This window comes from Streptomyces adustus (genome assembly GCF_009377175.1).
Classification (GTDB): Bacteria; Actinomycetota; Actinomycetes; order Streptomycetales; family Streptomycetaceae; genus Streptomyces; species Streptomyces adustus.
Genome location: NZ_VJZD01000085.1, coordinates 1 through 21937, shown reverse-complemented (window position 1 = coordinate 21937; position 21937 = coordinate 1). Strand labels below are relative to the sequence as shown.

Here is a 21937-nt window from a genome sequence, read left to right as displayed (position 1 = left end):
CGGGCGTCGTGTGCGGTGTCTGTGCTCATGTCTGTCGCTGTGTCCCTTCGCTCTGCGTGTGGTGCGCTTGCCGTCCGTCAGGACAGACCGAGCTCGTTGTCGATGAGGGCGAACATCTCGTCGTCGGAGACCGTCTCCAGGTCCACGTCCTCGTGGTGGTCGGGGTGGAGGTTTTGCCACTGGGCGGTGAGTGCCTTGAGCCGCTCGGTGACCAGCCGGGCCCGTTCGGCGGGGTCGGTGTCGTCGTCGGCGGGGGCGGCCGTCATCGCCCGCTCCAGGCGGTCCAGTTCGTGCAGGACGGACAGTGCCTCGGCGTTCTCGGGCTTGGCGGGCCGCAGTTGCTCCTGGAGGAGTTCGACCAGGGCGGTCGGCGTCGGGTGGTCGAAGACCAGCGTCGCGGGCAGCCGTACGCCGGTGGCCTCGGTGAGCCGGTTGCGGAGCTCGACGGCCGTGAGGGAGTCGAAGCCCGCGTCCTTGAAGGCCCGGGTGGCGTCGACGGTGGCCGGGTTGGCCACCCCCAGCACGGCGGCGACCTGCACCCGCACCACTTCGAGCAGGAGCTGTGCGCGCTCCTGCACGGTCTTGCCGGCGAGTCGCTGGAGGAGGCTCTGCCCGGCCGGTACGGCGGCGGTCTTGGCGGTGCGGCGCGCGGACGGCCGTACGAGACCCTGGAGGATCGCCGGGACCGCGGTGCCGTCCGAGGAGCGGGAGCGCAGGTCGGCCAGGTCGAGGCGGGCCGGTAGGAGAAGTGCCTCGGTCGAGCCGAGCGCGGCGTCGAGCAGTGCCAGGCCCTCGGCGGTGGGCAGGCCGAGCATGCCGCCGCGCCTGCCGCGTTCGTGGTCGGTGCCGTCGAGGTGGGCGGTCATGCCGGTCGCCTCGGCCCACATGCCCCAGGCGAGGGCGGTGGCGGGCAGGCCCTGCGAGCGGCGCTGCTCGGCGAGGGCGTCCAGGTAGGCGTTGGCGGCCGCGTAGTTGGCCTGGCCGGGGTTGCCGAGGACGCCCGCTGCGGAGGAGTACAGGACGAAGGCGGCGAGATCCGTCGTGCGGGTCAGTTCGTGCAGGTGGCGGGCGGCGTCTGCCTTCGGGCGGAACACCGTCTCCAGTCGCTCGGGGCTCTGGGCCGCGATGACACCGTCGTCGAGTACGCCGGCCGTGTGCACGATCGCTGTCAGAGGCCGTTCCACGGAGGCCAGGAGGGCTTGGAGCGCGGCCCGGTCGGAGGCGTCGCACGCCTCGATCCGTACCTGGGTGGCACCCAGCTCCTTCAGTTGTGCCGCGAGTTCGGCTGCCCCCTCGCTGTTGGGGCCGCGTCGGCCCACCAGCAGCAGATGGCGGGCGCCGTGGCCCTCCACCAGGTGCCGGGCCACCAGCCGGCCCAGGGTCCCGAGACCGCCCGTGATCAGGACGGTGCCCTGCGGGTCGAGTGCGCCGACGGTGTCTTCGGCGGCCCTGGGTTCGCGGGTGAGGCGCGGCACGGTGGCCTCGCCGTCGCGCAGGGCGAGTTGGGGTTCGCCTGAGGCGAGGGCGGCCGGCAGCCGGTCGGCGGACGCATCGTCCAGGTCGACCAGGGTGATCCGGCCGGGGTTCTCGGCCTGCGCGGTGCGCACGAGCCCCCAGACCGCGCCGCCCGCCGGGTCGGTCACGTCGCGGACCGCGCCGCGGGTGACGACGGCAAGCCGGGAGCCGTCCAGGCGCGGTTCGGCCAGCCAGGCCTGGAGGACGTCGAGCGTGCGGGCCGTCGCCTCGAAGGCGTCGTTGCCGTGCGGCAGTTCCAGCAGCAGCCACTCGGGCGCGGACGCGGCGAGTGCGCGTACGGCGGCCCCGTCGGCGACCGGTGCCGGGCGGTCCGCGGTGGCGGGCTCGGGCAGCACGAGGGGGTTCCAGGACACGCGGTAGAGGTGCTCGTGGGCCGGGACACCGGCCGTGGCGAGTTGCCCGGCGGACACCTCGCGCATGGTGAGGGTGCCGATGGCGGCGACGGGGGCGCCGGTGTGGTCGGCGATGTCCAGGGTGAGTGCGTCGGTGGCGCTGCGGGCCGCGCGGACGCGCAGTGCGGTGGCGCCGGAGGCGTAGAGGGACATCTCGTTCCAGGCGAACGGCAGCCGGGTCGTGCCCGAGGCCGAATTGCCGGTCACCGGGAGCAGTCCGGTCGTCTGGAGGGCGGCGTCGAGGAGTGCGGGGTGGATGCCGAAGCCTTCCGGGGACTGCCCCTCGGGCAGCACGACCTCCGCGTACACCTCTTCGCCCCGAATCCACACGGCCCGCACGCCCTGGAAGGCGGGCCCGTAGGCGTAACCGGCGTCGAGCTGGCGGTCGTAGAACCCGTCGACGGCGACCTGCTGCGCCTGGGCCGGCGGCCACTGGCCGAGGTCGAAACCGGCGTCCGGGGCCTGCTCGGTGAGGAAGCCGGTGACGTGCCGCGTCCACGGTGTCTGCGGTCCGGCGTGCTGGGGGGCCGAGTGGACGGTGACCGGTCGTCGGCCGAGTGCGTCGAGGGCGGCCACCGACACCTGCAGGCGTACGCCGCCGGTCTCGGGCAGTACCAGCGGCGCCTCGACGACCAGCTCGTCGACGGTGCTCGTGCCCGTCTCGTCACCGGCCCGCACCACCAGCTCGACCAGCGCGGTGCCCGGGACGACGACCGTCCCGGCCACCGCGTGGTCGGCCAGCCACGGGTGGCTGTGCAGCGACAGCAGCCCCGTCGCCAGCACCCCGCCGCCGTCGGGGAGTTGGACGAACGCCCCGAGCAACGGATGGTCCGCGCCGCTCAGCCCCAGCGACGAGGCGTCACCCGCCCCGCCCCGGTCCTGCGGCCAGTACCACTCGCGCTGGAAGGCGTACGTCGGCAGCTCCACCCGGCGCGTCCCGCTGCCCGTGAAGAGCGCGGTCCAGTCGACCGCGCGCCCCGCGCAGTGCAGCGCACCCAGTGCGGCCAGCGCGGACTCGGCCTCGCCGCGTCCGCGCCGTTGCAGGGTCGCGAGCCGGACGTCGGCGCCGTCGAGGATCTCCTGTGCGAGGGCGGTGAGTACCCCGTCGGGGCCGGCCTCCAGGAAGACGGTGACGCCCTGCTCGTGCAGCGAGGTGATGCCGTCGGCGAAGCGGACGGCATCACGGACGTGGCGGACCCAGTACTCGGGAGAGGTCAGCTCGCCCGGGGTCGCGGGCTTTCCGGTGACGTTGGAGACGACACCGATGTGCGGCTCGTGGTAGGTGAGGGTGGCGGCGATCTGCCGGAACTCCTCCAGCATCGGGTCCATCAGCACCGAGTGGAAGGCGTGACTGACACTCAGACGCTTCGTCTTGCGGCCCAGTGCGGCGATGGCACGGGCGACGGACTCCGCGGGTCCTTCCTCGCCCGAGATCACCACGGAGGCGGGCCCGTTGATGGCTGCGATACCGATGCCGCCGGTCAGCAGGGGCAGCACCTCGTCCTCGGCCGCCTGCACGGCGATCATCGCGCCGCCCGCAGGCAGCGCCTGCATCAGCCGCCCGCGGGCGGCCACCAGCCGGGCCGCATCGGCCAGCGACCACACCCCGGCCACATGCGCGGCGGTGAGTTCGCCGATGGAGTGCCCGGCCACGAAGTCCGGCTTCACGCCCCAGGACTGCGCCAGCCGGAACAGGGCGACCTCGATCGCGAACAGCGCGGGCTGCGTGAACTCGGTGCGGTCCACATCACCCGCACCCTCGAAGACGATGTCCTTCAGCGGGACGGGCAGGTGCCGGTCCAGCTCCGCCACGACCTCGTCGAAGGCGGCGGCGAACACCGGGTACGTCGCATACAGCTCCCGTCCCATGCCGACCCGTTGCGCGCCCTGCCCGGTGAACAGCACCGCCAGACGGCCGCCCGCAACCGCAGGCACCTCCCCGGAGACCGCCCGCAGCCCGGCCACCGCCTGCGCACGGTCCGCGGCGACGACCACGGCACGGTGCTCCAGAGCCGCACGAGAGGCGACCAGCGCATGGGCGACGTCCGTCAGGACGGGCTCCTCGCTGTCCAGGTGGTCGGCGAGCCGCTCGGCCTGCGCCTTCAGCGCCGGACCCGATCGGGCCGAGACCACGAACGGCAGCGGACCGCCGAACTCCCCCGCCGCCGAAGCGGGTTCCTCGGCAGGTGCTTCCTCGATCACCACATGCGCGTTGGTGCCGCTCACCCCGAACGAGGACACACCCGCCCGCCGCGCACGGCCCTCCTGCCGGGGCCACGCGCGCGCCTCGGTGAGCAGCTCCACCGCACCCGCCGACCAGTCCACCTTCGGCGTCGGCTCATCCACGTGCAGCGTCCTGGGCAGCACCTCGTGCTCCAGCGCCATCACCATCTTGATCACGCTCGCCACGCCGGCGGCGCCCTGCGAGTGACCGATGTTGGACTTCACGGAGCCGAGCCAGAGGGGATCGCGGTCGCCGCGGTCTTGTCCGTAGGTGGCCAGGAGGGCCTGGGCCTCGATCGGGTCGCCGAGCGCGGTGCCGGTGCCGTGCGCCTCGACGGCGTCGACGTCGGCCGGGGTCAGCCGGCCGTCGGCGAGGGCCTGGCGGATGACGCGCTGCTGGGAGGGGCCGTTGGGGGCGGTCAGGCCGTTGGAGGCGCCGTCCTGGTTGACCGCCGTGCCGCGCACCAGGGCGAGCACGGGGTGGTTGTTGCGGCGTGCGTCGGAGAGCTTCTCCACCAGCAGGACGCCGACGCCCTCGGACCAGGCGGTGCCGTCGGCGGTGGCCGCGAACGCCTTGACGTGGCCGTCCCTGGCCAGTCCGCGCTGGCGGGAGAATTCGACGAAGGTGTCGGGCGTCGCCATGACCATGGCGCCGCCGGCGAGGGCCATCGAGCACTCGCCGCTGCGCAGCGCCCGTACGGCCATGTGCAGGGCGACCAGCGAGGACGAGCACGCGGTGTCGACGCTGATGGAAGGGCCCTCCAGGCCGAGGGTGTAGGAGACGCGGCCGGAGGCGACGCTGCCCGCGGTGCCGGTCAGCCTGAGGCCCTGGAGTTCCGCGGGCGCCTGCTGGAGGCGGACGGTGTAGTCGTGGCTGATGAGGCCGGTGAAGACGCCGGTGTCCGAGCCGCGCAGGATGGTCGGGTCGATGCCCGCCCGTTCCAGGGTCTCCCAGCTGACTTCGAGGAGGAGGCGCTGCTGGGGGTCCATGGCGAGGGCCTCGCGCGGGGAGATCCCGAAGAAGCCCGCGTCGAACTCGCCGACGTCGTGCAGGAACGCGCCGCGGTCGACGTACGATTTGTCGACGGCGTCCGGGTCCGGGTCGAAGAGGGTGTCCAGGTCCCAGCCGCGGTTGTCGGGGAAGCCGCCCATGACGTCGAGCCCGTCGGCGACCAGCCGCCACAGCTCCTCGGGGCCGGTGGCCCCGCCGGGGAAGCGGCAGCCCATGGCGACGATCGCGATCGGCTCATCGGCCTCGGGCGTCGCGGTGGCGCCCTGCGCGGGCGTCGTGCTCGCGGCCGGCTGGGTCCCCTCGTCGAGGCCGAGTTGGTCGTGCAGGTGGCCGGCCAGGGCGGCCGGTGTCGGGTAGTCGAAGACCACGGTCGCCGAGAGCTTGACCCCGCTCGCGGCCGAGAGCCGGTTGCGCAGTTCCACGGAGGTCAGCGAGTCGAAGCCGGCGTCCTTGAAGGCGCGTTCGCCGTCGATGGTGTGGGCGCCCGAGTGCCCGAGGACGGTCGCCGCCTGGGTGCGGACCAGGTCGAGCAGACGCAGCTGCCGCTCTTGGCGGGAGAGCACCGTCAGCTCCTGGCGCAGCGAACCCTGCACGGCGGCACCCGCCTTCGCGCTCTGCCGGCCCTGTCGTACGAGACCGTGCAGCAGCTGCGGTACGGCCTGGCTCGCGGCCCTGGACTGCAGGCCCGCGAGGTCGAGGCGGGCTGGGACGAGTGTGGCCTCGGGCGAACGCACAGCGGCGTCGAAGAGGGCGTTGCCCGTCTCGGCGGTGATGCCGAGCATGCCGTCGCGCTTGTTGCGTTGCAGGGCCGCGGTGTCCAGCGACCCGGCCATGCCCTCGGACCACATGCCCCAGGCGAGCGAGGTGGCAGGCAGTCCCAGCGAGCGGCGGTGCCCGGCGAGGCCGTCCAGGTAGCCGTTGGCTGCCGCGTAGTTGGACTGGCCCGGGTTACCGAGGACGCCCGCTGCGGAGGAGTACACGACGAAGGCCGCGAGGTCCAGGTCACGGGTCAGCTCGTGCAGGTGCCATGCCGCTTGCGCCTTCGGCCGGAACACCTTCTCCAGCCGCTCGCGGGACTGGGCCGCGATCACACCGTCGTCCAGCACACCGGCCGTGTGCACGACCGCGGTCAGGGGCCGCTCCACGGAGGCGATGAGCGCCCGCAGGGCCTCCCGGTCGGCGACGTCGCAGGCCTCGATGCGCACCTGGGCTCCCGACTCGGCGAGTTCCGCGACGAGTTCGGCCGCACCTTCGGTTGCGGTGCCGCGGCGCCCCACGAGCAGCAGATGCCGTATCCCGTGTGAGGTGACCAGGTGCCGGGCGATCAGTCGGCCCAGCGTCCCCAGACCGCCCGTGACCAGCACCGTCCCCTCGGGGTCGAGGGCGCGCGGCACGGTCAGGACGACCTTGCCGGTGTGGCGGGCCTGGCTGACGTACCGGAATGCTTCGGGGGCCTTGCGGACGTCCCAGGCCCGGACGGGCAGCGGGGTCAGCTCGCCGCGTTCGAAGAGGGTGAGGAGTTCGGTGAGGATCTCCTGGACCCGGTCCGGTCCGGCCTCGACGAGGTCGAAGGCCTGGTAGGTGACGCCGGGGTGGGCGGCGGCCACCTCGTCGGCGTCGCGGATGTCGGTCTTGCCCATCTCCAGGAAGCGTCCGCCGCGCGGCAGCAGGTCGAGGGAGGCGTCGACGAACTCGTGGGCCAGCGCGTCGAGTACGACGTCCACGCCCCGCCCGTCGGTGGCCGCCAGGAAGCGCTCGCGGAAGTCGAGGGTGCGGGAGTTGGCGATGTGCGGCTCGTTGAGGCCGTTCGCGCGCAGTGCGTCCCACTTGCCTCGGCTCGCGGTGCCGAACACTTCGGCGCCGGCCTGCCGGGCCAGCTGGACGGCGGCCATGCCGACCCCGCCCGCGGCGGCGTGCACCAGCACGGACTCGCCGGCCCGTAGTCCGGCCCGGTCGAACAGGCCGTAGTACGCCGTGCTGAAGACGATCGGCACGCTGGCCGCCTGCTCGTACGTCCACCCGGCGGGCATCCGTACGAGGTGGCGGTGGTCGGCGAGCGCCTGGGGGCCGAAGCCGTCGCGCAGCAGGCCCATCACCCGGTCGCCGGGGGCGAGCGAGGTGACGCCGGGGCCGGTCTGAAGGACGACGCCGGCGCCCTCGCCGCCGAAGTGGGCCTTGCCCGGGTACATGCCGAGCGCGATCAGCACGTCACGGAAGTTCAGGCCGGCCGCCCGTACGGCGATGCGGACCTCTCCCTCGGCGAGCGGCTCGCAGACCTCGGGGCTGGGCAGCAGTGCCAGGTTTTCCAGGGTGCCGGCCGTGGTGACGTCGAGGTGCCAGGCGTCGGTGCCGGCCGGGACCGTCAGGGTCTCCAAGGCGGCGGCCCGGGCCAGCCGGGGGGTGCTCGCGCGGCCCGCGCGGACGGCCAGCTGCCATTCGCCGGTGGCGAGGGCGGCGGGCAGTGCGTCGCGGGAGGCGGGGTCGTCGTCGATCGCGGCCAGGACGATGCGGTGGGGGTTCTCGGACTGGGCGGAGCGCACCAGACCCCACAGGGCCGAGGCGGCCGGATCGGTGAGCGGGTCACGGGTCAGCACGACCAGCCGGCCGTCCGCGCCGGCGAGGTGGGCCTGCACGACGGCGAGTACCCGGCCGGCCAGTTCGAGGGCGCCGGCGCTGGTCTCGGCGCCGGGAGCGGTGAGGTCGACGACGGCGTCGTCGAGGTCCGCCGTCACGCTCTGGTCGGCGGGTGCGGTCAGCGGCGCCCAGTCGACCAGGAACAGCGAGTCGGCAACCGGTGTGCGTGCGGCGCCGAGTTGTTCGCCGGAGACGGGCCGCAGCACCATCGTCGCGATGTCGGCCACGGGCTCGCCGCTCGGGTCGGCGAGGCTCAGTGAGACGCCGTCGGTGCCGGATGCGACCGCCCGCACGCGCAGCGCGCTGGCGCCGGAGGCGTGCAGGGCCACCTGGTTCCAGGCGAACGGCAGCAGGGTCTGCCCGCTGTCGTGCTCCTGTTCGGGCAGGAACATCGTGCTGTGCAGGGCCGCGTCGAGCAGGGCGGGGTGGATGGCGAAGTGGTCGCCGGTGTGTCCCTCGGGGAGCTCGACGTCGGCGAAGACCTCGCCGCCGCGGCGCCAGATGTGCTTCAGGCCCTGGAAGGCGGGTCCGTATTCCAGGCCGGCCGCGCGCCGGCTCTCGTAGAAGCCGTCGAGGTCCAGCTTCTGGGCCCCCGCGGGCGGCCAGAGCGAGAAGTCGAACTCCCCCGCCTCACCGGCCTGTTCGACGAGCGTGCCGGTGACATGCCTCGTCCACGGCGACTGCGGCCCGGCGTCCTGCGCGAGCGAGTACAGGCTGACTGCGCGTCGCCCGTCCTGCAGTGCGCCCACGACCACCTGGACGCGCACACCGCCCGAGGCGGCAAGCACCAGCGGAGCCTCGATCACCAGCTCCTCGATGGTGCTCGCGCCCGCCTCGTCACCGGCCCGCACCACCAGCTCGACCAGCGCGGCGCCCGGGACGACGACCGTCCCGGCCACCGCATGGTCCGCCAGCCACGGATGGCTGCGCAGCGACAGCAGCCCCGTCGCCAGCACCCCGTCCGACTCCGGCAGCCGCGTGATCGCACCGAGAAGGGGGTGCTGCGCTCCGGCGAGTCCGGCACCGGAGACGTCCGCGCTGCGGCCCGTGTCCTGCAGCCAGTACCGCTCGCGCTGGAAGGCGTACGTCGGCAGATCGACGCGGCGTGCGCCGGTGCCGGCGAAGAGGGCCTCGGGGTCCAGGGCGACGCCGTACTCGAAGAGCCGCCCGAATGCGGTGACGGCGCAACGCGGTTCGGCGGCATTGCCCCGCAGCAGGGTGACGAATCCGGTGCCTGGCGCGTCCGTGACGATGCCCTGTGCGAGGGCGGTGAGCACGCCGTCGGGGCCGGCCTCCAGGAAGACGGTGACGCCCTGCTCGTGCAGCGAGGTGATGCCGTCGGCGAAGCGCACGGCATCACGGACATGACGGACCCAGTACTCGGGAGAGGTCAGCTCGCCCACGGTCGCGGGCTTTCCGGTGACGTTGGAGACGACACCGATGTGCGGCTCGTGGTAGGTGAGGGTGGCCGCGATCTGCCGGAACTCCTCCAGCATCGGGTCCATCAGCACCGAGTGGAAGGCGTGACTGACACTCAGACGCTTCGTCTTGCGGCCCAGTGCGGCGATGGCACCGGCGACGGACTCCGCGGGTCCTTCCTCGCCCGAGATCACCACGGAGGTCGGCCCGTTGATGGCTGCGATACCGATGCCGCCGGTCAGCAGGGGCAGCACCTCGTCCTCGGCCGCCTGCACGGCGATCATCGCGCCGCCCGCAGGCAGCGCCTGCATCAGCCGGCCCCGCGCGGCCACCAGCCGGGCCGCGTCCGCAAGGGACCACACCCCGGCAACGTACGCGGCGGTGAGTTCGCCGATGGAGTGCCCGGCCACGAAGTCCGGCTTCACGCCCCAGGACTGCGCCAGCCGGAACAGGGCGACCTCGACGGCGAACAGCGCGGGCTGCGTGAACTCGGTGCGGTCCACATCACCCGCACCCTCGAAGACGATGTCCTTCAACGGGACGGGCAGGTGCCGGTCGAGTTCGGCCACGACCTCGTCGAAGGCGGCGGCGAACACCGGGTATGTCGCATACAGCTCGCGTCCCATGCCGACCCGTTGCGCGCCCTGCCCGGTGAACAGCACCGCCAGGCGGCCGCCCGCGGCCGCCTGGTCCTCGTCCGTGACGAGTGAGCGCAGCCCGGCCACCGCCTCGGGCAGGTCGCCGGCGACGACGCAGGCGCGGTGGTCGAGTGCCGCGCGGGAGGTGAGCAGGGAGTAGGCGGCGTCCGCCGGGGCGGGCCGCTCGCGCTCCAGGTGGTCGGCGAGCCGTTCGGCCTGTGCCTTGAGCGCGGTGGCGGATCGGGCCGAGACCACGAACGGCAGCGGGCCGGTGAACTCCCCTGTCTCTGCGGCGGGTTCCTCGGCGGGTGCTTCCTCGATCACCGCGTGTGCGTTGGTGCCGCTCACTCCGAAGGACGAGATGCCCGCGCGGCGCGGGCGTCCCTCCTCGCGGGGCCAGGGGCGTGCCTGGGTGAGGAGTTCGACCGCGCCCTTGGACCAGTCGACGTGCCCGGTGGGCTCTTCGATGTGGAGGGTCTTGGGCATCTCCTCGTGGCGCAGGGCCATGACCATCTTGATGACGCCGGCGACGCCGGCGGCCGCCTGTGCGTGTCCGATGTTCGACTTGAGGGAGCCGAGCCACAGCGGGCGGTTCTCCGGGCGGTTCTGGCCGTATGCGGCGATGACCGCCTGGGCCTCGATCGGGTCGCCCAGGGTGGTGCCGGTGCCGTGTGCCTCGACGACGTCGACGTCCCCGGAGGCCAGCCGGCCGTTGGCGAGGGCCTGGCGGATGACGCGCTGCTGGGAGGGGCCGTTGGGGGCGGTCAGGCCGTTGGAGGCGCCGTCCTGGTTGACCGCTGTGCCGCGCACCAGGGCGAGGACGGGGTGGTTGTTGCGGCGTGCGTCGGAGAGCTTTTCCAGGAGGAGGACGGCGACGCCCTCGGACCAGGCGGTGCCGTCGGCGGCGGCCGAGAAGGCCTTCGCGCGGCCGTCTGTGGCCAGTCCGCGCTGGCGGGAGAACTCGATGAAGACGCCGGGGGTCGGCATCAGGGCTGCGCCGCCGGCGAGGGCCATCGTGCACTCGCCGCTTTGCAGGGAGCGCACGGCCAGATGCAGGGCGACCAGGGAGGAGGAGCAGGCGGTGTCGACGGTGACGGCGGGGCCTTCCAGGCCGAGGGTGTAGGAGACGCGGCCCGAGGCGACGCTGCCGGCGATGCCGATGCCGATGTAGCCCTCGGTGCCTTCGGGGACCTGCTGGATGTTGCTGCCGTAGTCGTGGTGCATGAGGCCGCTGAAGACGCCGATGTGTGCGCCGGCGAGGCCGCTGGGGTCGACGCCGGCGCGTTCGAAGGTCTCCCAGGAGGTTTCCAGGAGGAGGCGCTGCTGGGGGTCCATGGCCACGGCCTCGCGGGGGGAGATCCCGAAGAAGCCGGCGTCGAACTCGGCGATCTGCGCAAGGAATCCGCCGTGCCGGGTGTATGAGGTGCCGGGGTGGTCGGGGTCGGGGTGGTACAGGCGTTCCAGGTCCCAGCCGCGGTCGTCGGGGAATGCGCTGATGGCGTCGGTGCCGTCGGCGACCAGCCGCCACAGTTCCTCGGCGCTGGCCACGCCGCCGGGCAGCCGGCAGCCCATGGCGACGATCGCGATCGGCTCGTCGGAGGCGGCGGACTGCGGTGTCTCGGCGGCGGGCTCCTCGTCGTGCAGGCCGAACAGCAGGCGGCGCAGCTGGGCGGCGACGGCGGCGGGGCTGGGCCGGTCGAAGGCGAGGGTGACGGGCAGCCGCAGGCCGGTGGCCTCGGTGAGCCGGTTGCGCAGCTCGACGGCGGTGGCGGAGGTGAAGCCGAGTTCCTTGAAGCTGCGGCTGGTGTCGAGTGCGGCTCCTGCGGCGATGGCGCGGACCTGTTCGGCCACCAGGTCCAGCAGGTGGCGTTCCTGCTCGGTGTCGGTGAGGTGGGCGAGGCGGGCGCGCAGGGCGTCCGTGGCGTGCTCGTCGGGGGCGGTGGTGCGCGGGACGTCGATGAGGTCGGCGAGGAGGGCGGGCACCTCGCGGTCGCCGAGCGCGCCGGCGTCGGGCCGCAGGAGGGCCAGTTGGGGGTGGGCGACGGTGTGGGCGGCGTCGAACATGGTGAGGGCCTCGGGCACCGACAGGGTGCGTACGGGCCAGGGCAGGGCGCGGGCGGTGTGGCCGGTGTCCGGGGCGGCGGGTGCGGTCTGCGACAGGGGTCCCAGGGCCAGTGAGAGCGCGGGCAGGCCGCGGGCGTGGCGGTGGCCGGCGAGGGCGTCGAGCACCGTGGCGGCGGCAGCGGCGCCTGCGTGGCCCGGGGTGCCGGCCAGGCCGTGGGCGGGGCTGACCGTGATGAACGTGGCGACCATGGAGTTCTTGGTCAGCTCGTGCAGGGCGAGGGCGCCTTGGAGGGCGCGGCGGCGGCCTTCGCGGGTGTCGAGGTCCTCATGACCGGCGGTGTGCACGATCGCGGTGACGGGGGCGGCGGCCCGGGCGATCAGCTTGGCGAGGACCTTGCGGTCGGCGGTGTCGCAGGTCTCGAGGTGCAGGTCGGTGCCGGCGCGGGCGAGTTCGTCGCGCAGTTCGGCGTGGGCCCGGCCGTCCCTACCGGCCAGCAGGATGCGGCGGGCGCCGTAGACCGCGGCGAGGTGGCGGGTGAGGTGCTCGGCGGTGACCGGGTCGGTGCCGGTGACCAGGACGGTGCCGCTGGTGTCGGGTATGCCGGTGCGGCGTGTGCCGGTGGCGGCGTGGGCGCTGCCGACGGCGGCGGCGCGCACCAGCCTCGGGCGCAGGACGACTCCGTCGCGGATGGCGCTTTGCGGTTCCCGACAGGCGACGGCGAGGGCGAGGGCGGCGGCGAGCCGGGGCGCGTCGTCCTCCTCGTGGGCGCCGAGGTCGACCAGCACGAACCGGTCGGGGAAGTCGCTCTGGTAGGTGCGTACGAGCCCCCACACGGCGGCGTGGGTGAGGCCGTCGAGTGCGTCGTCGGGCCCGGTGGCGACGGCGTCGCGGGTGGCGACGACGAGCGGCAGGTGGGCGGTGCGCTGCTCGGCGAGCCAGCCGTCGAGTGTCTGGCCGAGCCGGGTGACGAGTGCCTCGATGCCCTCGGTGCGGCCGGCCGGCCCGGTGCCGTGCACGTCCCCGAGCAGGAGTACGGCGGTGTCGGGGGCCTGGGCTCCGGCGGCGAGGTCTTCCACCAGAGCGTCGAGGGCGTCGATCCCGGCCAGCGCGTCGACGTCGGCGAGGTCGGCCAGGCCGCCCAGGGAGAGATAAGTCTCGACGGTGTTGCCCCGCTCGCGCAGGGCGCCGGTGAGGTGGCTGCCGTGGATGTCGCCGGCCAGCGCCCAGCGGCCGGGCGCCTGCTGCGGGGCGGGCACCGAGGGCAGCGGCAGCCAGTCGGTGCGCAGGAGGGCCTCGTAGCGGCCGTCGCCGGAGGCGCGCAGCCTGGCCGGGCGGCCGAGCAGGACATGCCGCATGATCTTGCCGGAGGCGGTGCGGGGGATGCGGTCGATCTCGTAGAGCTCCTCGGGGATCTTGTAGTAGGCGAGGTGCCGGCGGCAGGTCTCGAAGAGGCGTTCCAGGTCGACGCCCTGGGGGCCGGGGACGAGGAAGGCGATGGGGACCTCGCCGAGCACCTCGTGGGGCCGGCCGGCGACCGCGACGTCGGCGACGCCGGGGACGGTGCGCAGGATGTCCTCCACCTCGCCGGGGTGGATGTTCTCGCCGCCGCGGATGATCAGTTCCTTGATGCGGCCGGTGACGGTGAAGTAGCCCTGCTCGTCGCGGCGGGCCAGATCGCCGGTGCGCAGCCAGCCGTCGCGGAGGGCGGCGGCGGTGGCCTCGGGCTGGTTGTGGTAGCCGACCATGACGCTGGCGCCCTTGACCCAGACCTCGCCCTCGGCGCCGGCGGCAACGTCCCTACCGCTGTCGTGGTCGACGAGGCGGACGTCGAGGCCGGGCACGGGCAGCCCGCAGGAGCCCTCGACGCGGGCGCCGGTGGGCCAGTTGATGGTGATGGAGCCGCAGGTCTCGGTGGAGCCGTAGGCATCCAGCAGCGGGGCGCCGAAGACCTCCTCGAAGGAGCGGCGCAGCTCGGCGGTGGTGACGGCTCCGCCGACCAGGCACATCCGCAGATCGGGCGCGGTGAAGTCGCCGGCCTTCGCGGCCTGCACGAGGTAGTGGTACATCGTCGGCACGCCCGCCAGGAACGTCGCCCGTTCCTCGGTCACGGCGTCGAGGATCTCCTGCGCGGAGAAGCCGTCGACGATGCGGGCACTGGCGCCGACGGCCGTGACGGTCAGCACGCAGACGATGTGGGCGAGGCTGTGGAACAGCGGCAGCGGCCACACGACGCGGTCCTCGTGGGTGAGGCCGGGTATCGGGGCGTAGCAGGCGGCCACCGAGGTCAGGCAGTTGCGCTGGGTGGACAGCACGCCCTTGGGGCGGCCGGTGGTGCCGGAGGTGTAGAGGATCCAGGCGACGTCGTCGAGGCCGAGGTCGTCGCGGGCGGGCTCGGCCGGTTCGGTCGTTGCGAGCTGCTCGAAGGAGACCGTGCCGGCGGGGGCGGGGCCCTGGCCGGTGACGACGATCTTCAGGTGCGGGCGGTCCTTGACCAGCTGGGCGACGGTGTCCAGGAGGGCGGGCTCGGTGATCAGGACCCGGGCGCCGCTGTCATCGAGGAGGTGGGCGAGTTCGGGCTCGGTCAGACGGGGGTTGAGGGGGACGCCGACGGCTGCCGCCCGGGTGATGGCCAGGTAGCTCTCGACGAACTCCACGCTGTTGCCGTGCAGGATCGCGGCCCGGTCGCCGGGCTGCAGCCGCAGCGTGGCCAGATGCCCGGCGAGCCTGCGGGTACGGATCTCCAGTTCGGCGTGGGTCACGCCGCGGGTGGCGTCACGGTAGGCGGTCTTCGCTCCGAAGCGATCGGCGTTCGCCCTCAGCAGCTGGGGCACCGGCCGGATCAATTCGGTTCGCAGCATGACGGAACACCTCTTCAAGGGAAAGGGAGACTCGTGGACGACGCGGGCAGACGGGCACACTTATTCCGGAGGCTTCAGCGTCACATTCCGGCCGGGCCGGTGGACCACTATCACCCCCCCTACAAGGGCCCTGTATCGGTGGCCGTCCAGGCATGCGAGGGGTATGCGCCGGGCGATTGTGGCGCAATGCAGGGGTAATTCCCGCTGCTCAACCGGCAGACTCGAGCGGTGCTCTTTCAACGCGCATTCAACCGGAGGCCTTTCGATGTCGCATTCTTCTGGGGCAATTTCGCCGATCACCGGCCGTACCCGGCTGTTCGCGGTGCTCGGCGACCCGGTGGGACAGGTGCGGGCGCCGGAGCTGCTCAACCCGGTCTTCGCCGAACTCGGCCTGGACGCGGCCCTGGTGCCGGTGCATGCCCCCGCCGCCCATCTGGGCGAGGTGGTGCGGGGCCTGCAGCGGGCGGGCAATGTGGACGGCCTGCTGGTGACGGTCCCGCACAAGGCGGCGGTCCTGGCCTTCGCCGACGTGCTCTCGCCCGCGGTGCGCCTCGCGGGCGCCGCCAATGTGCTGCGGCGCGGCCAGGACGGGCGCTGGTATGCGGAGAACTTCGACGGCGCCGGCTTCGTCGCCGGTCTGCTCCACGCCGGCCGGGCGCCGGCCGGCCGGTCGGTGACGCTGGTCGGCGCGGGCGGGGCGGGCAGCGCGATCGCGGCCGCGCTGGTGCTGGCAGGGGTGGCCCGCCTCGACATCGTCGACCTGGACCCGGCCCGGGTCCGCGCCCTGGTGGACCGCCTGTCCGCTCATGCCCCCGGCGTCGTACGGCACAGCCCGCTTGAGAGCGCCCGGGACGCGGACATCGTGGTGAACGCGACCCCGCTGGGCCTGCGCGAGGACGACCCGCTGCCCTTCGACCCGGCCCGGCTGGGCCCCAACACCCTGGTCGCGGACATCATCATGACCCCGCCCGAGACCCGCCTGCTGCGCACGGCCGCCGCCCTGGGCCTGCCCGTCCACCCGGGCGCCCCCATGCTGCTTCGGCAGCTGGATCTGTACCGGGAGTTCTTCGGCCTGCGCCGTTCCTAAAGACTGAGCGGGAGTGAGTCCTGTTGCCAGGACTGCGGTTGCTCAGCCGAACGCCCCGAACGGTGCGGGGTGTTCTGGTCGCCCGCTTTCGCTCCGCTGCCGGGCGGCACGCATCCGGTGCGTGGTCCGGGGGCGGGGTCCCTCACGCCCTCGGGTGTCCGGTCCGGCCTGGGCGGCCCGATGCCCCTGCTCATCGCTCCGGTAAGCAGGGGGCGGTGCCGTCCGACGCCGGATCGGATGTCCGAGGGCGCGTCGCCCGATCGCGACGCTCGCGGCATCGTGCCGGGAAACCTTACGTCTGCTGCCGGTCAGGGGCTTTTGCCAGTGCTGGGCGCCCCACCGGGAGGTGCAGGCCGGATCGACCGCGACCACCGCAATATTCTGCTCGGCGGCCATCGACACCAGCCGCGCCCTGAGTCTCGCGGTGGGAAAGCGGGCGATCAGGCGGCAAAAACGCTTGCTGCGGCCGTACTTCTCCCGGCTGGTGCCGTCGGTGAAGTCCAGGTCCTCGATCGCGATCGCCGCAGCGCCGGTGGCGGCCGTGTGGTGCAGCAGGCGGGTCAGCGCATGCCGGATCTGCGCACCGGCGCCGCCCCCAGGTTCCCGGCCAGTGCCGCCGCGGTTGCCCTGGCGTGGCCGCCGTCTTCCTAGCCTGCCCCCATGAACCCCACCATCGGCGACATCACGGACCCGCAACCCGGGGCCCTCGCCCGGTTCCCCGACGACATCGAGGCCCACCTGGCAGACGCGGCGGCGCGGCCGGCCGACCAGCAGCCCGCCTGGCCGGACCCGGACCGCGCCGCCGCCGCCCGAAACACGCTCACCCAGCTGCCACCCCTCGTCCTTGCGGGCGAGGTCGACCGCCTCCAGCAACGGCTGTCGCAGGTGGCGCAGGGGCAGGCCTTCCTGCTGCAGGCCGGCGACTGCGCGGAGACCTTCGAGGGCAACACCGAGTCCCACGTCAGCGCCAACATCCGCACCCTGCTGCAGATGGCGGTCGTGCTGACGTACGCGGCCAGCCTCCCGGTCGTGAAGATCGGGCGGATCGCCGGGCAGTACGCCAAGCCCCGCTCCAACGCCACCGACGCGCTGGGCCTTGCGGTGTACCGCGGCGACATCGTCAACTCTCTCGAGCCCACCCCGGGCGCCCGGGTCCCCGACCCCTCTCGGATGCTGCGCGCGTACGCGAACTCGGCCGCCTCCCTCAACCTGGTGCGCGCCCTGGCCGGCTCGGGCCTGGCCGACCTGGGCCGGGTGCACGAGTGGAACCGCGACTTCGTGCGCGACTCCCCCGCGGGCGAGCGCTACGAGGCGATGGCCAAGGAGATCGACCGCGGCCTGGCCTTCATGTCGGCCTGCGGCGCCGACCACAACGCCCTGCACACCACCGAGATCTACACCAGCCACGAAGCACTGCTGCTGGAGTACGAGCAGGGCCTGCTGCGCCGGGCGCCCGCCGCCTCGGGCGAGCCCCGGCTGTACGGGCTGTCCTCGCACATGCTGTGGATCGGCGAGCGCACCCGCCGCCCGGACGGTGCCCACATCGCGCTGGCAGCACTGCTGGCCAACCCCATCGGGCTCAAGCTCGGCCCCGCCACCTCGCCCGAGCAGGCCGTCGAGTACGTCGAGCGCCTCGACGCGGACAACGTGCCGGGCCGGCTCACCCTGATCAGCCGGATGGGCCGGGACAGGGTGCGTGACGTGCTGCCGGCGATCGTGCAGAAGGTCGAGGCGAGCGGCCACCGGGTGGTGTGGCAGTGCGACCCGATGCACGGCAACACCTACGAGGCGGCCAGCGGCTACAAAACCCGCCGGTTCGAGGACATCCTCGACGAGGTCAAGGGCTTCTTCGAGGTCCACCGGGCACTCGGCACCCACCCGGGGGGCCTGCACATCGAGCTCACCGGCGACAGCGTCACCGAATGCCTGGGCGGTGCCGAGGAGATCGACGAACAAGCCCTGGCCCTGCGCTACGAGACCAGCTGCGACCCGCGCCTGAACCCGGGCCAGTCGGTCGAACTGGCCTTCCTGGTCGCCGAGATGCTCCGCTCGTGACACCACCCGCCGCACCCGCACACACCGAAAGGGGGGGCGTCCGCGATGGCGGGCGCCCCCCCCTTTTTCTGTCTGTGCGTGCGGTACGCGTTCGGTCTGCGCATGCGTGCGGTACGCGTTCTGCCTGCGCATGTGTGCGGTACGCGTTCTGCCTGCGCATGCATGCGGTACGCGCCCGGCGCCGGCGTCTTCCTCAGCGCCGGGCGCCGTGCGCGTCGGATGGCCGGGCTGCCGCGCATGCGTGCGGTACGCGCCCGGCGCAGGCGTCTTCCTCAGCGCCGGGCGCCGTGCGCGTCGGCCGGCCGGCCGTCCGCGGGCAGGGTGACCGCTGTCAGCAGCAGGCCGCGCGTGGCGCTCCACCGTCCGGCGAGCACCGTGCGGGGCTGTCCGTCTGCCAGGCCCGGGATGGCGAGCCGGGCCCGAAAGGAGCCGTCGGCCGGGTCGAGAGTGATCGCCACGTCCTCGAAGCCGAGCCGCACACCGCTCAGCGGGAACGTCGACTTGTACACCGCCTCCTTGGCGCTGAACAGCAGCCGGTCCCACGGGATCGACGGCCTGTGGTGCAGCAGGCGCCGTATCTGCGCCCGTTCGCCGACAGTTGCGATCGCCTCCAGGACGCCGTCGGCGAGCGGTTCGGCGGGCTCGGCGTCGATGCCCAGGGCGGCGACGTCGCGCCGCCGGGCGAGCGCGGCGCCCCGGTAGTCGCGGCAGTGCGTCATGCTGCCGACGACACCGGCCGGCCACTGCGGGGCGCCGTGGGGGCCGGGCAGGATCGCAGCCGCCGGCACGCCGAGCTGCGCCAGGGCCCGGCGGGCGCACAGCCGTACGGTGGTGAACTCGCGTCTGCGCTCCGGCACGGAGCGGGCCACGTGGGCCGCCTCCTGGGCCAGCAGGCGTGCATGCGGCGGGTCGCCGCGTTCCTCGGCGACGACGACGCCCGCCGGCAGCAGCGGCGCGATGAGGGCCTGCGCCGTCACTCGGGCAGGAGCGCGGGATGGCGCCAGGCGAGGGCGGCATACCGCTCGGCGCGTTGCGCGGTGCTTTCCTTCGTGTCCGCGAAGTACGAGCCGAGCCGGCCGGTGAAGATGCCGATCGCGGCATCGAGCGCGACGTTCAGGCTTATCGCGGAGGGCGCCGGGTCGTCCCTTCCCGGCATTTCGTTATGCAGTCCGTTGCCGTTGTTGTTGTCATTGATGACGGTAACGGTGTCGGATGACTGAACAGACACGATGACCCTCCCTGTCCGGGCACGGAACCTGACCTTTCAAAAAAGATAGAAGTTCCGGCCGGCCAAGGGACCCCCTGGCCCACCCCTCAATTCCCAGCCCACCGCCCCATTTTCCGGTACGGGAATGCGAACGCCGGCGCGGCTCCGAATTCTTTGCGTCCAGACCAGCCGGGAACACCGGCCGCGTCCAGACCAGCCGGGAACACCGGCCGGGTTCAGACGAGCTGGGGGCGCTGGCCGAGAAGGCGCGGTTCCTGGTTGAGGATCGCGCGCTCCATCTGCTGGAGGTCCCGCGTCGGGTCGAGGCCGTGGATGTCGACGAGCGCCTGGCGGGTACGGCGGTAGGCGGCGAGCGCTTCGGTCTGCTGGCCGCAGCGGTAGAGGGCGAGCATGAGCTGGTGGCACAGCCGTTCCCGGGTGGGCGAGGCGGCGGCCGCCTGCTCCAGGTCGGCCACGAGTTCACGGTGCCTGCCCAGCTCCAGTCCGGCGCACGCCCAGTCCTCGTAAGCGGTCAGCCGCTCCCGCTCGAGCTGGGCGAAGGCGGGCCATCCGATGCCGGCCTCGGCGAGGTCGACGAGCACGGAGTCCCGCCACAGGCCGAGCGCCTGGGCGAGCGAGTCGACGGCCGGCTCGGGGAAGCCGGCGGCGAGTTCGGCGCGCCCCTGGGCGGCGAGCCGGCGGAAGCGGAAGGCGTCGACGCATTCGGTGTCCAGGAGCAGCTGGTAGCCGTGCGCAGCGGTGACGAGGCGGACGCCGCGGCTGCCGGCACCGGCCTGGTCGAGGAGTCTGCGGATACCGGAGACGCCGTTTTGCACCATCTTCCGTGACGTCATCGGCACATCGTCGCCCCACACGGCCCCGATCAGGCGGCTGGTGGCGACGACCTTGTTCGGGTTGAGCACCAGATAGCCCAGGGTGGCCCGCTGGACGACGCCGCCCAGCGGCAGCGCCCCAGCGGCGACGACTTCGAGCGGGCCAAGCAGGTTGAACTGCATCATTCCCCCACATGCTGTGACAGTCCGATTAGCCATTGCCTTGAAAGAAGAACCCGGATGTCCCGGGCATCCGGTCCGGGCGCCTTCGCGTCCGGGGCCGGGGCCGGGGCCGGGGCGCGCCGGGAGCCGGCCGCCCGCCTGCGCACCCGCCGCGCCCTCCGGCCGCCTTGGGCACGGACCCGAAGCGGGAGCAGAACCCCGGCGGACTGCCCGGTGCATCCGGCACGGCCGTCCGCCTGCTGCCCGGTGCGGGCCGAAGTCCGCCCCGGACGCCGGCGATGCACACCCGCACGGCCCCGGGGGCCCCGCACCCGCGGGAGCCCGCCGCCTGCCGCCCTGTCCGGCCGGGGCCCGGCCGGACAGGACAGCATGCCGGGCCTGCCCGCGCAGCACGGCCGGCCCGCCGGAGCCACCGCCAGAGCCGGAGCCGGAGCCAGAGCCGGTGTCGCTGCCGGAGCCGCTGCCGGAGCCGGGGCCAGCGGCGGCGGCCGGTGCCCGGGCGTACCGCGGTGACATCCGGTGGCAACCTGTCACGGTCGGCGGGCCGGGCGCGCTCACGCGGGCACTCCCGCCGCCGGGGCTGCCGCGGGGCGGCCGCCTCTGCGGCTGCGGCTGCGGGACACCGGGAATGCACCCGCCCGCCGCCGGCGAAGGGCGGGGACATCAGGGATGCACCCGCCCGCCGCGGGCGAAGGGCGCGAGCCGCGCCGTGCGGCCGTCCGCCGGCCGGGAGCGGCGGCACAGCCCGCCCGGCGCCCGGCGCCGGAGGGGGCCGGGCTTTCGCCGGACCCCCCGGGCGGGCCACCGGGACGGCCCTGCCCGGCAAGGCGGCCGGCGGGACGGCCGTGCCCGGCCGCAGCGAGGCGGCCGGGCACGCAGCCGCCGGCGCCGCCGGCACCCGCTAACGCAACGTTCATGGACTCCCTCGTTCCACCGGGCCGATGTGCACCTGCGGACACCGGGGAGGGCGCTGCCCCACCCCCGGCGACCAGAAAATCATACAGAACATTCGCTTTATTTTTCTACCGAACTTCTCCGGAAACCGAACGCACGCAGCAATCAGGCGCCCGGGCCGGCGATGCCCCGCAGGGCGAGCCGCCAGATCTCCTCGAGCTGGCCGGCGACGCTCACGGCGCCGCCGGAGGCGGCCGGGCCGCCGCCGCGGATCTGCGACTCCGCCCCGGCCAGCAGATAGGTGACCATGGCGGTCACCGTCTCGGGCCTGTGCCCGGAGCGCAGCCCGCCGTCCCTGCGGGCCTGCTCCAGCAGCTCCTCGACGACCGGCAGCCACGCGCGCACCCACGGGTCCGGCCCGGCCTGCCGCTCCCCGCCCAGCCTCGCGGCGGAGCGGACCACGACGTCCTGCTCCAGCAGCTCGGCCAGCCTGACCGTCAGCTCGACCACCGCCTGCAGCCCGGGCTCCACGGACGTCAGCACCGTGTCCACCAGGGACCTCGCCAGGCTCCACCCCTGCTCCTGGACCGCGTCGGCCAGCGCCCCCTTGGAGGGAAAGTGAAAGGTCAGGGCCCCCATCGACACGCCGGCCGACTCGCATATCCGCGTCAGCCGGGCACCCTCGTAGCCGACGCGGTCGATCTCCCGGGCCGCCGCCAGCACCAGCAAACCGCGCGTACGCGCCGCCCTCTCCTGAATCGTCATGCGCCTCGTTCCTTGCTGTCAGGCTCTCGGGCCTACACCCGCTCCTCGTAGTAGTACTCCCTCTCCCCCCAAAAAACAAAGCGATCGTTCTCTATTTTGGGTTGAGCCAGGCTGGACCGGGCTGGGCCGGTTCCTT

The 21937-nt window shown here is 73.5% G+C and carries 7 protein-coding genes and 1 pseudogene; 2 read left to right on the top strand and 6 right to left on the bottom strand.

The features are described from left to right. Window positions 1-77 precede the first annotated feature (77 nt). Complete coding sequence (locus FNH09_RS48720) at window positions 78-14777, bottom strand: type I polyketide synthase (protein ID WP_274390253.1); 14700 nt, start codon at window positions 14775-14777, stop codon at window positions 78-80. A 265-nt stretch (window positions 14778-15042) separates the two neighbouring features. Between FNH09_RS48720 and FNH09_RS21460 the strand changes: the two genes are divergently transcribed. Further along, window positions 15043-15864, top strand: a complete 822-nt coding sequence (locus FNH09_RS21460) for a shikimate dehydrogenase family protein (RefSeq protein WP_152890406.1) — start codon at window positions 15043-15045, stop codon at window positions 15862-15864. Here FNH09_RS21460 and FNH09_RS48715 read toward each other — a convergent pair. Next, window positions 15861-16527: pseudogene (locus FNH09_RS48715) on the bottom strand (IS200/IS605 family accessory protein TnpB-related protein); the annotation flags it as partial. The gene FNH09_RS21460 and the pseudogene FNH09_RS48715 overlap by 4 nt on opposite strands. Between FNH09_RS48715 and FNH09_RS21450 the strand changes: the two are divergent. After that, the gene (locus FNH09_RS21450; RefSeq protein WP_152890404.1) at window positions 16525-17919 is read left to right on the top strand and encodes a class II 3-deoxy-7-phosphoheptulonate synthase; all 1395 of its coding nucleotides are present in this window, start codon (window positions 16525-16527) and stop codon (window positions 17917-17919) included. The pseudogene FNH09_RS48715 and the gene FNH09_RS21450 sit on opposite strands and share 3 nt — an antisense overlap. A 272-nt stretch (window positions 17920-18191) precedes the next feature. On the opposite strand, the gene FNH09_RS21445 is transcribed toward FNH09_RS21450, so the two are convergent. From FNH09_RS21445 to FNH09_RS21430, 4 genes are all read right to left on the bottom strand, one after another. Then, entirely contained in the window at window positions 18192-18896 is a 705-nt protein-coding gene (locus FNH09_RS21445) for a 4'-phosphopantetheinyl transferase family protein (RefSeq protein WP_338017637.1), read from the bottom strand. Then, window positions 18893-19147, bottom strand: coding sequence for a hypothetical protein (locus FNH09_RS21440; protein WP_152890400.1), 255 nt, complete (start codon window positions 19145-19147; stop codon window positions 18893-18895). The genes FNH09_RS21445 and FNH09_RS21440 overlap by 4 nt, the downstream gene beginning before the upstream one ends. 215 nt (window positions 19148-19362) lie before the next feature. Next, entirely contained in the window at window positions 19363-20145 is a 783-nt protein-coding gene (locus FNH09_RS47130; RefSeq protein ID WP_162468890.1) for an AfsR/SARP family transcriptional regulator, read from the bottom strand. Window positions 20146-21201: 1056 nt separating this feature from the next. Then, window positions 21202-21801 (bottom strand): TetR/AcrR family transcriptional regulator, encoded by a 600-nt coding sequence (locus tag FNH09_RS21430; protein WP_152890396.1) that lies wholly within the window; start codon window positions 21799-21801, stop codon window positions 21202-21204. Between the last annotated feature and the right edge of the window lie 136 nt (window positions 21802-21937).

Coding starts and splice junctions, on each gene's coding strand:
- FNH09_RS48720 (WP_274390253.1), bottom strand. CDS start 14,777: ATGCTGCGAACCGAATTGATCCGGCCGGTGCCCCAGCTGCTGAGGGCG.
- FNH09_RS21460 (WP_152890406.1), top strand. CDS start 15,043: ATGTCGCATTCTTCTGGGGCAATTTCGCCGATCACCGGCCGTACCCGG.
- FNH09_RS21450 (WP_152890404.1), top strand. CDS start 16,525: ATGAACCCCACCATCGGCGACATCACGGACCCGCAACCCGGGGCCCTC.
- FNH09_RS47130 (WP_162468890.1), bottom strand. CDS start 20,145: ATGATGCAGTTCAACCTGCTTGGCCCGCTCGAAGTCGTCGCCGCTGGG.
- FNH09_RS21430 (WP_152890396.1), bottom strand. CDS start 21,801: ATGACGATTCAGGAGAGGGCGGCGCGTACGCGCGGTTTGCTGGTGCTG.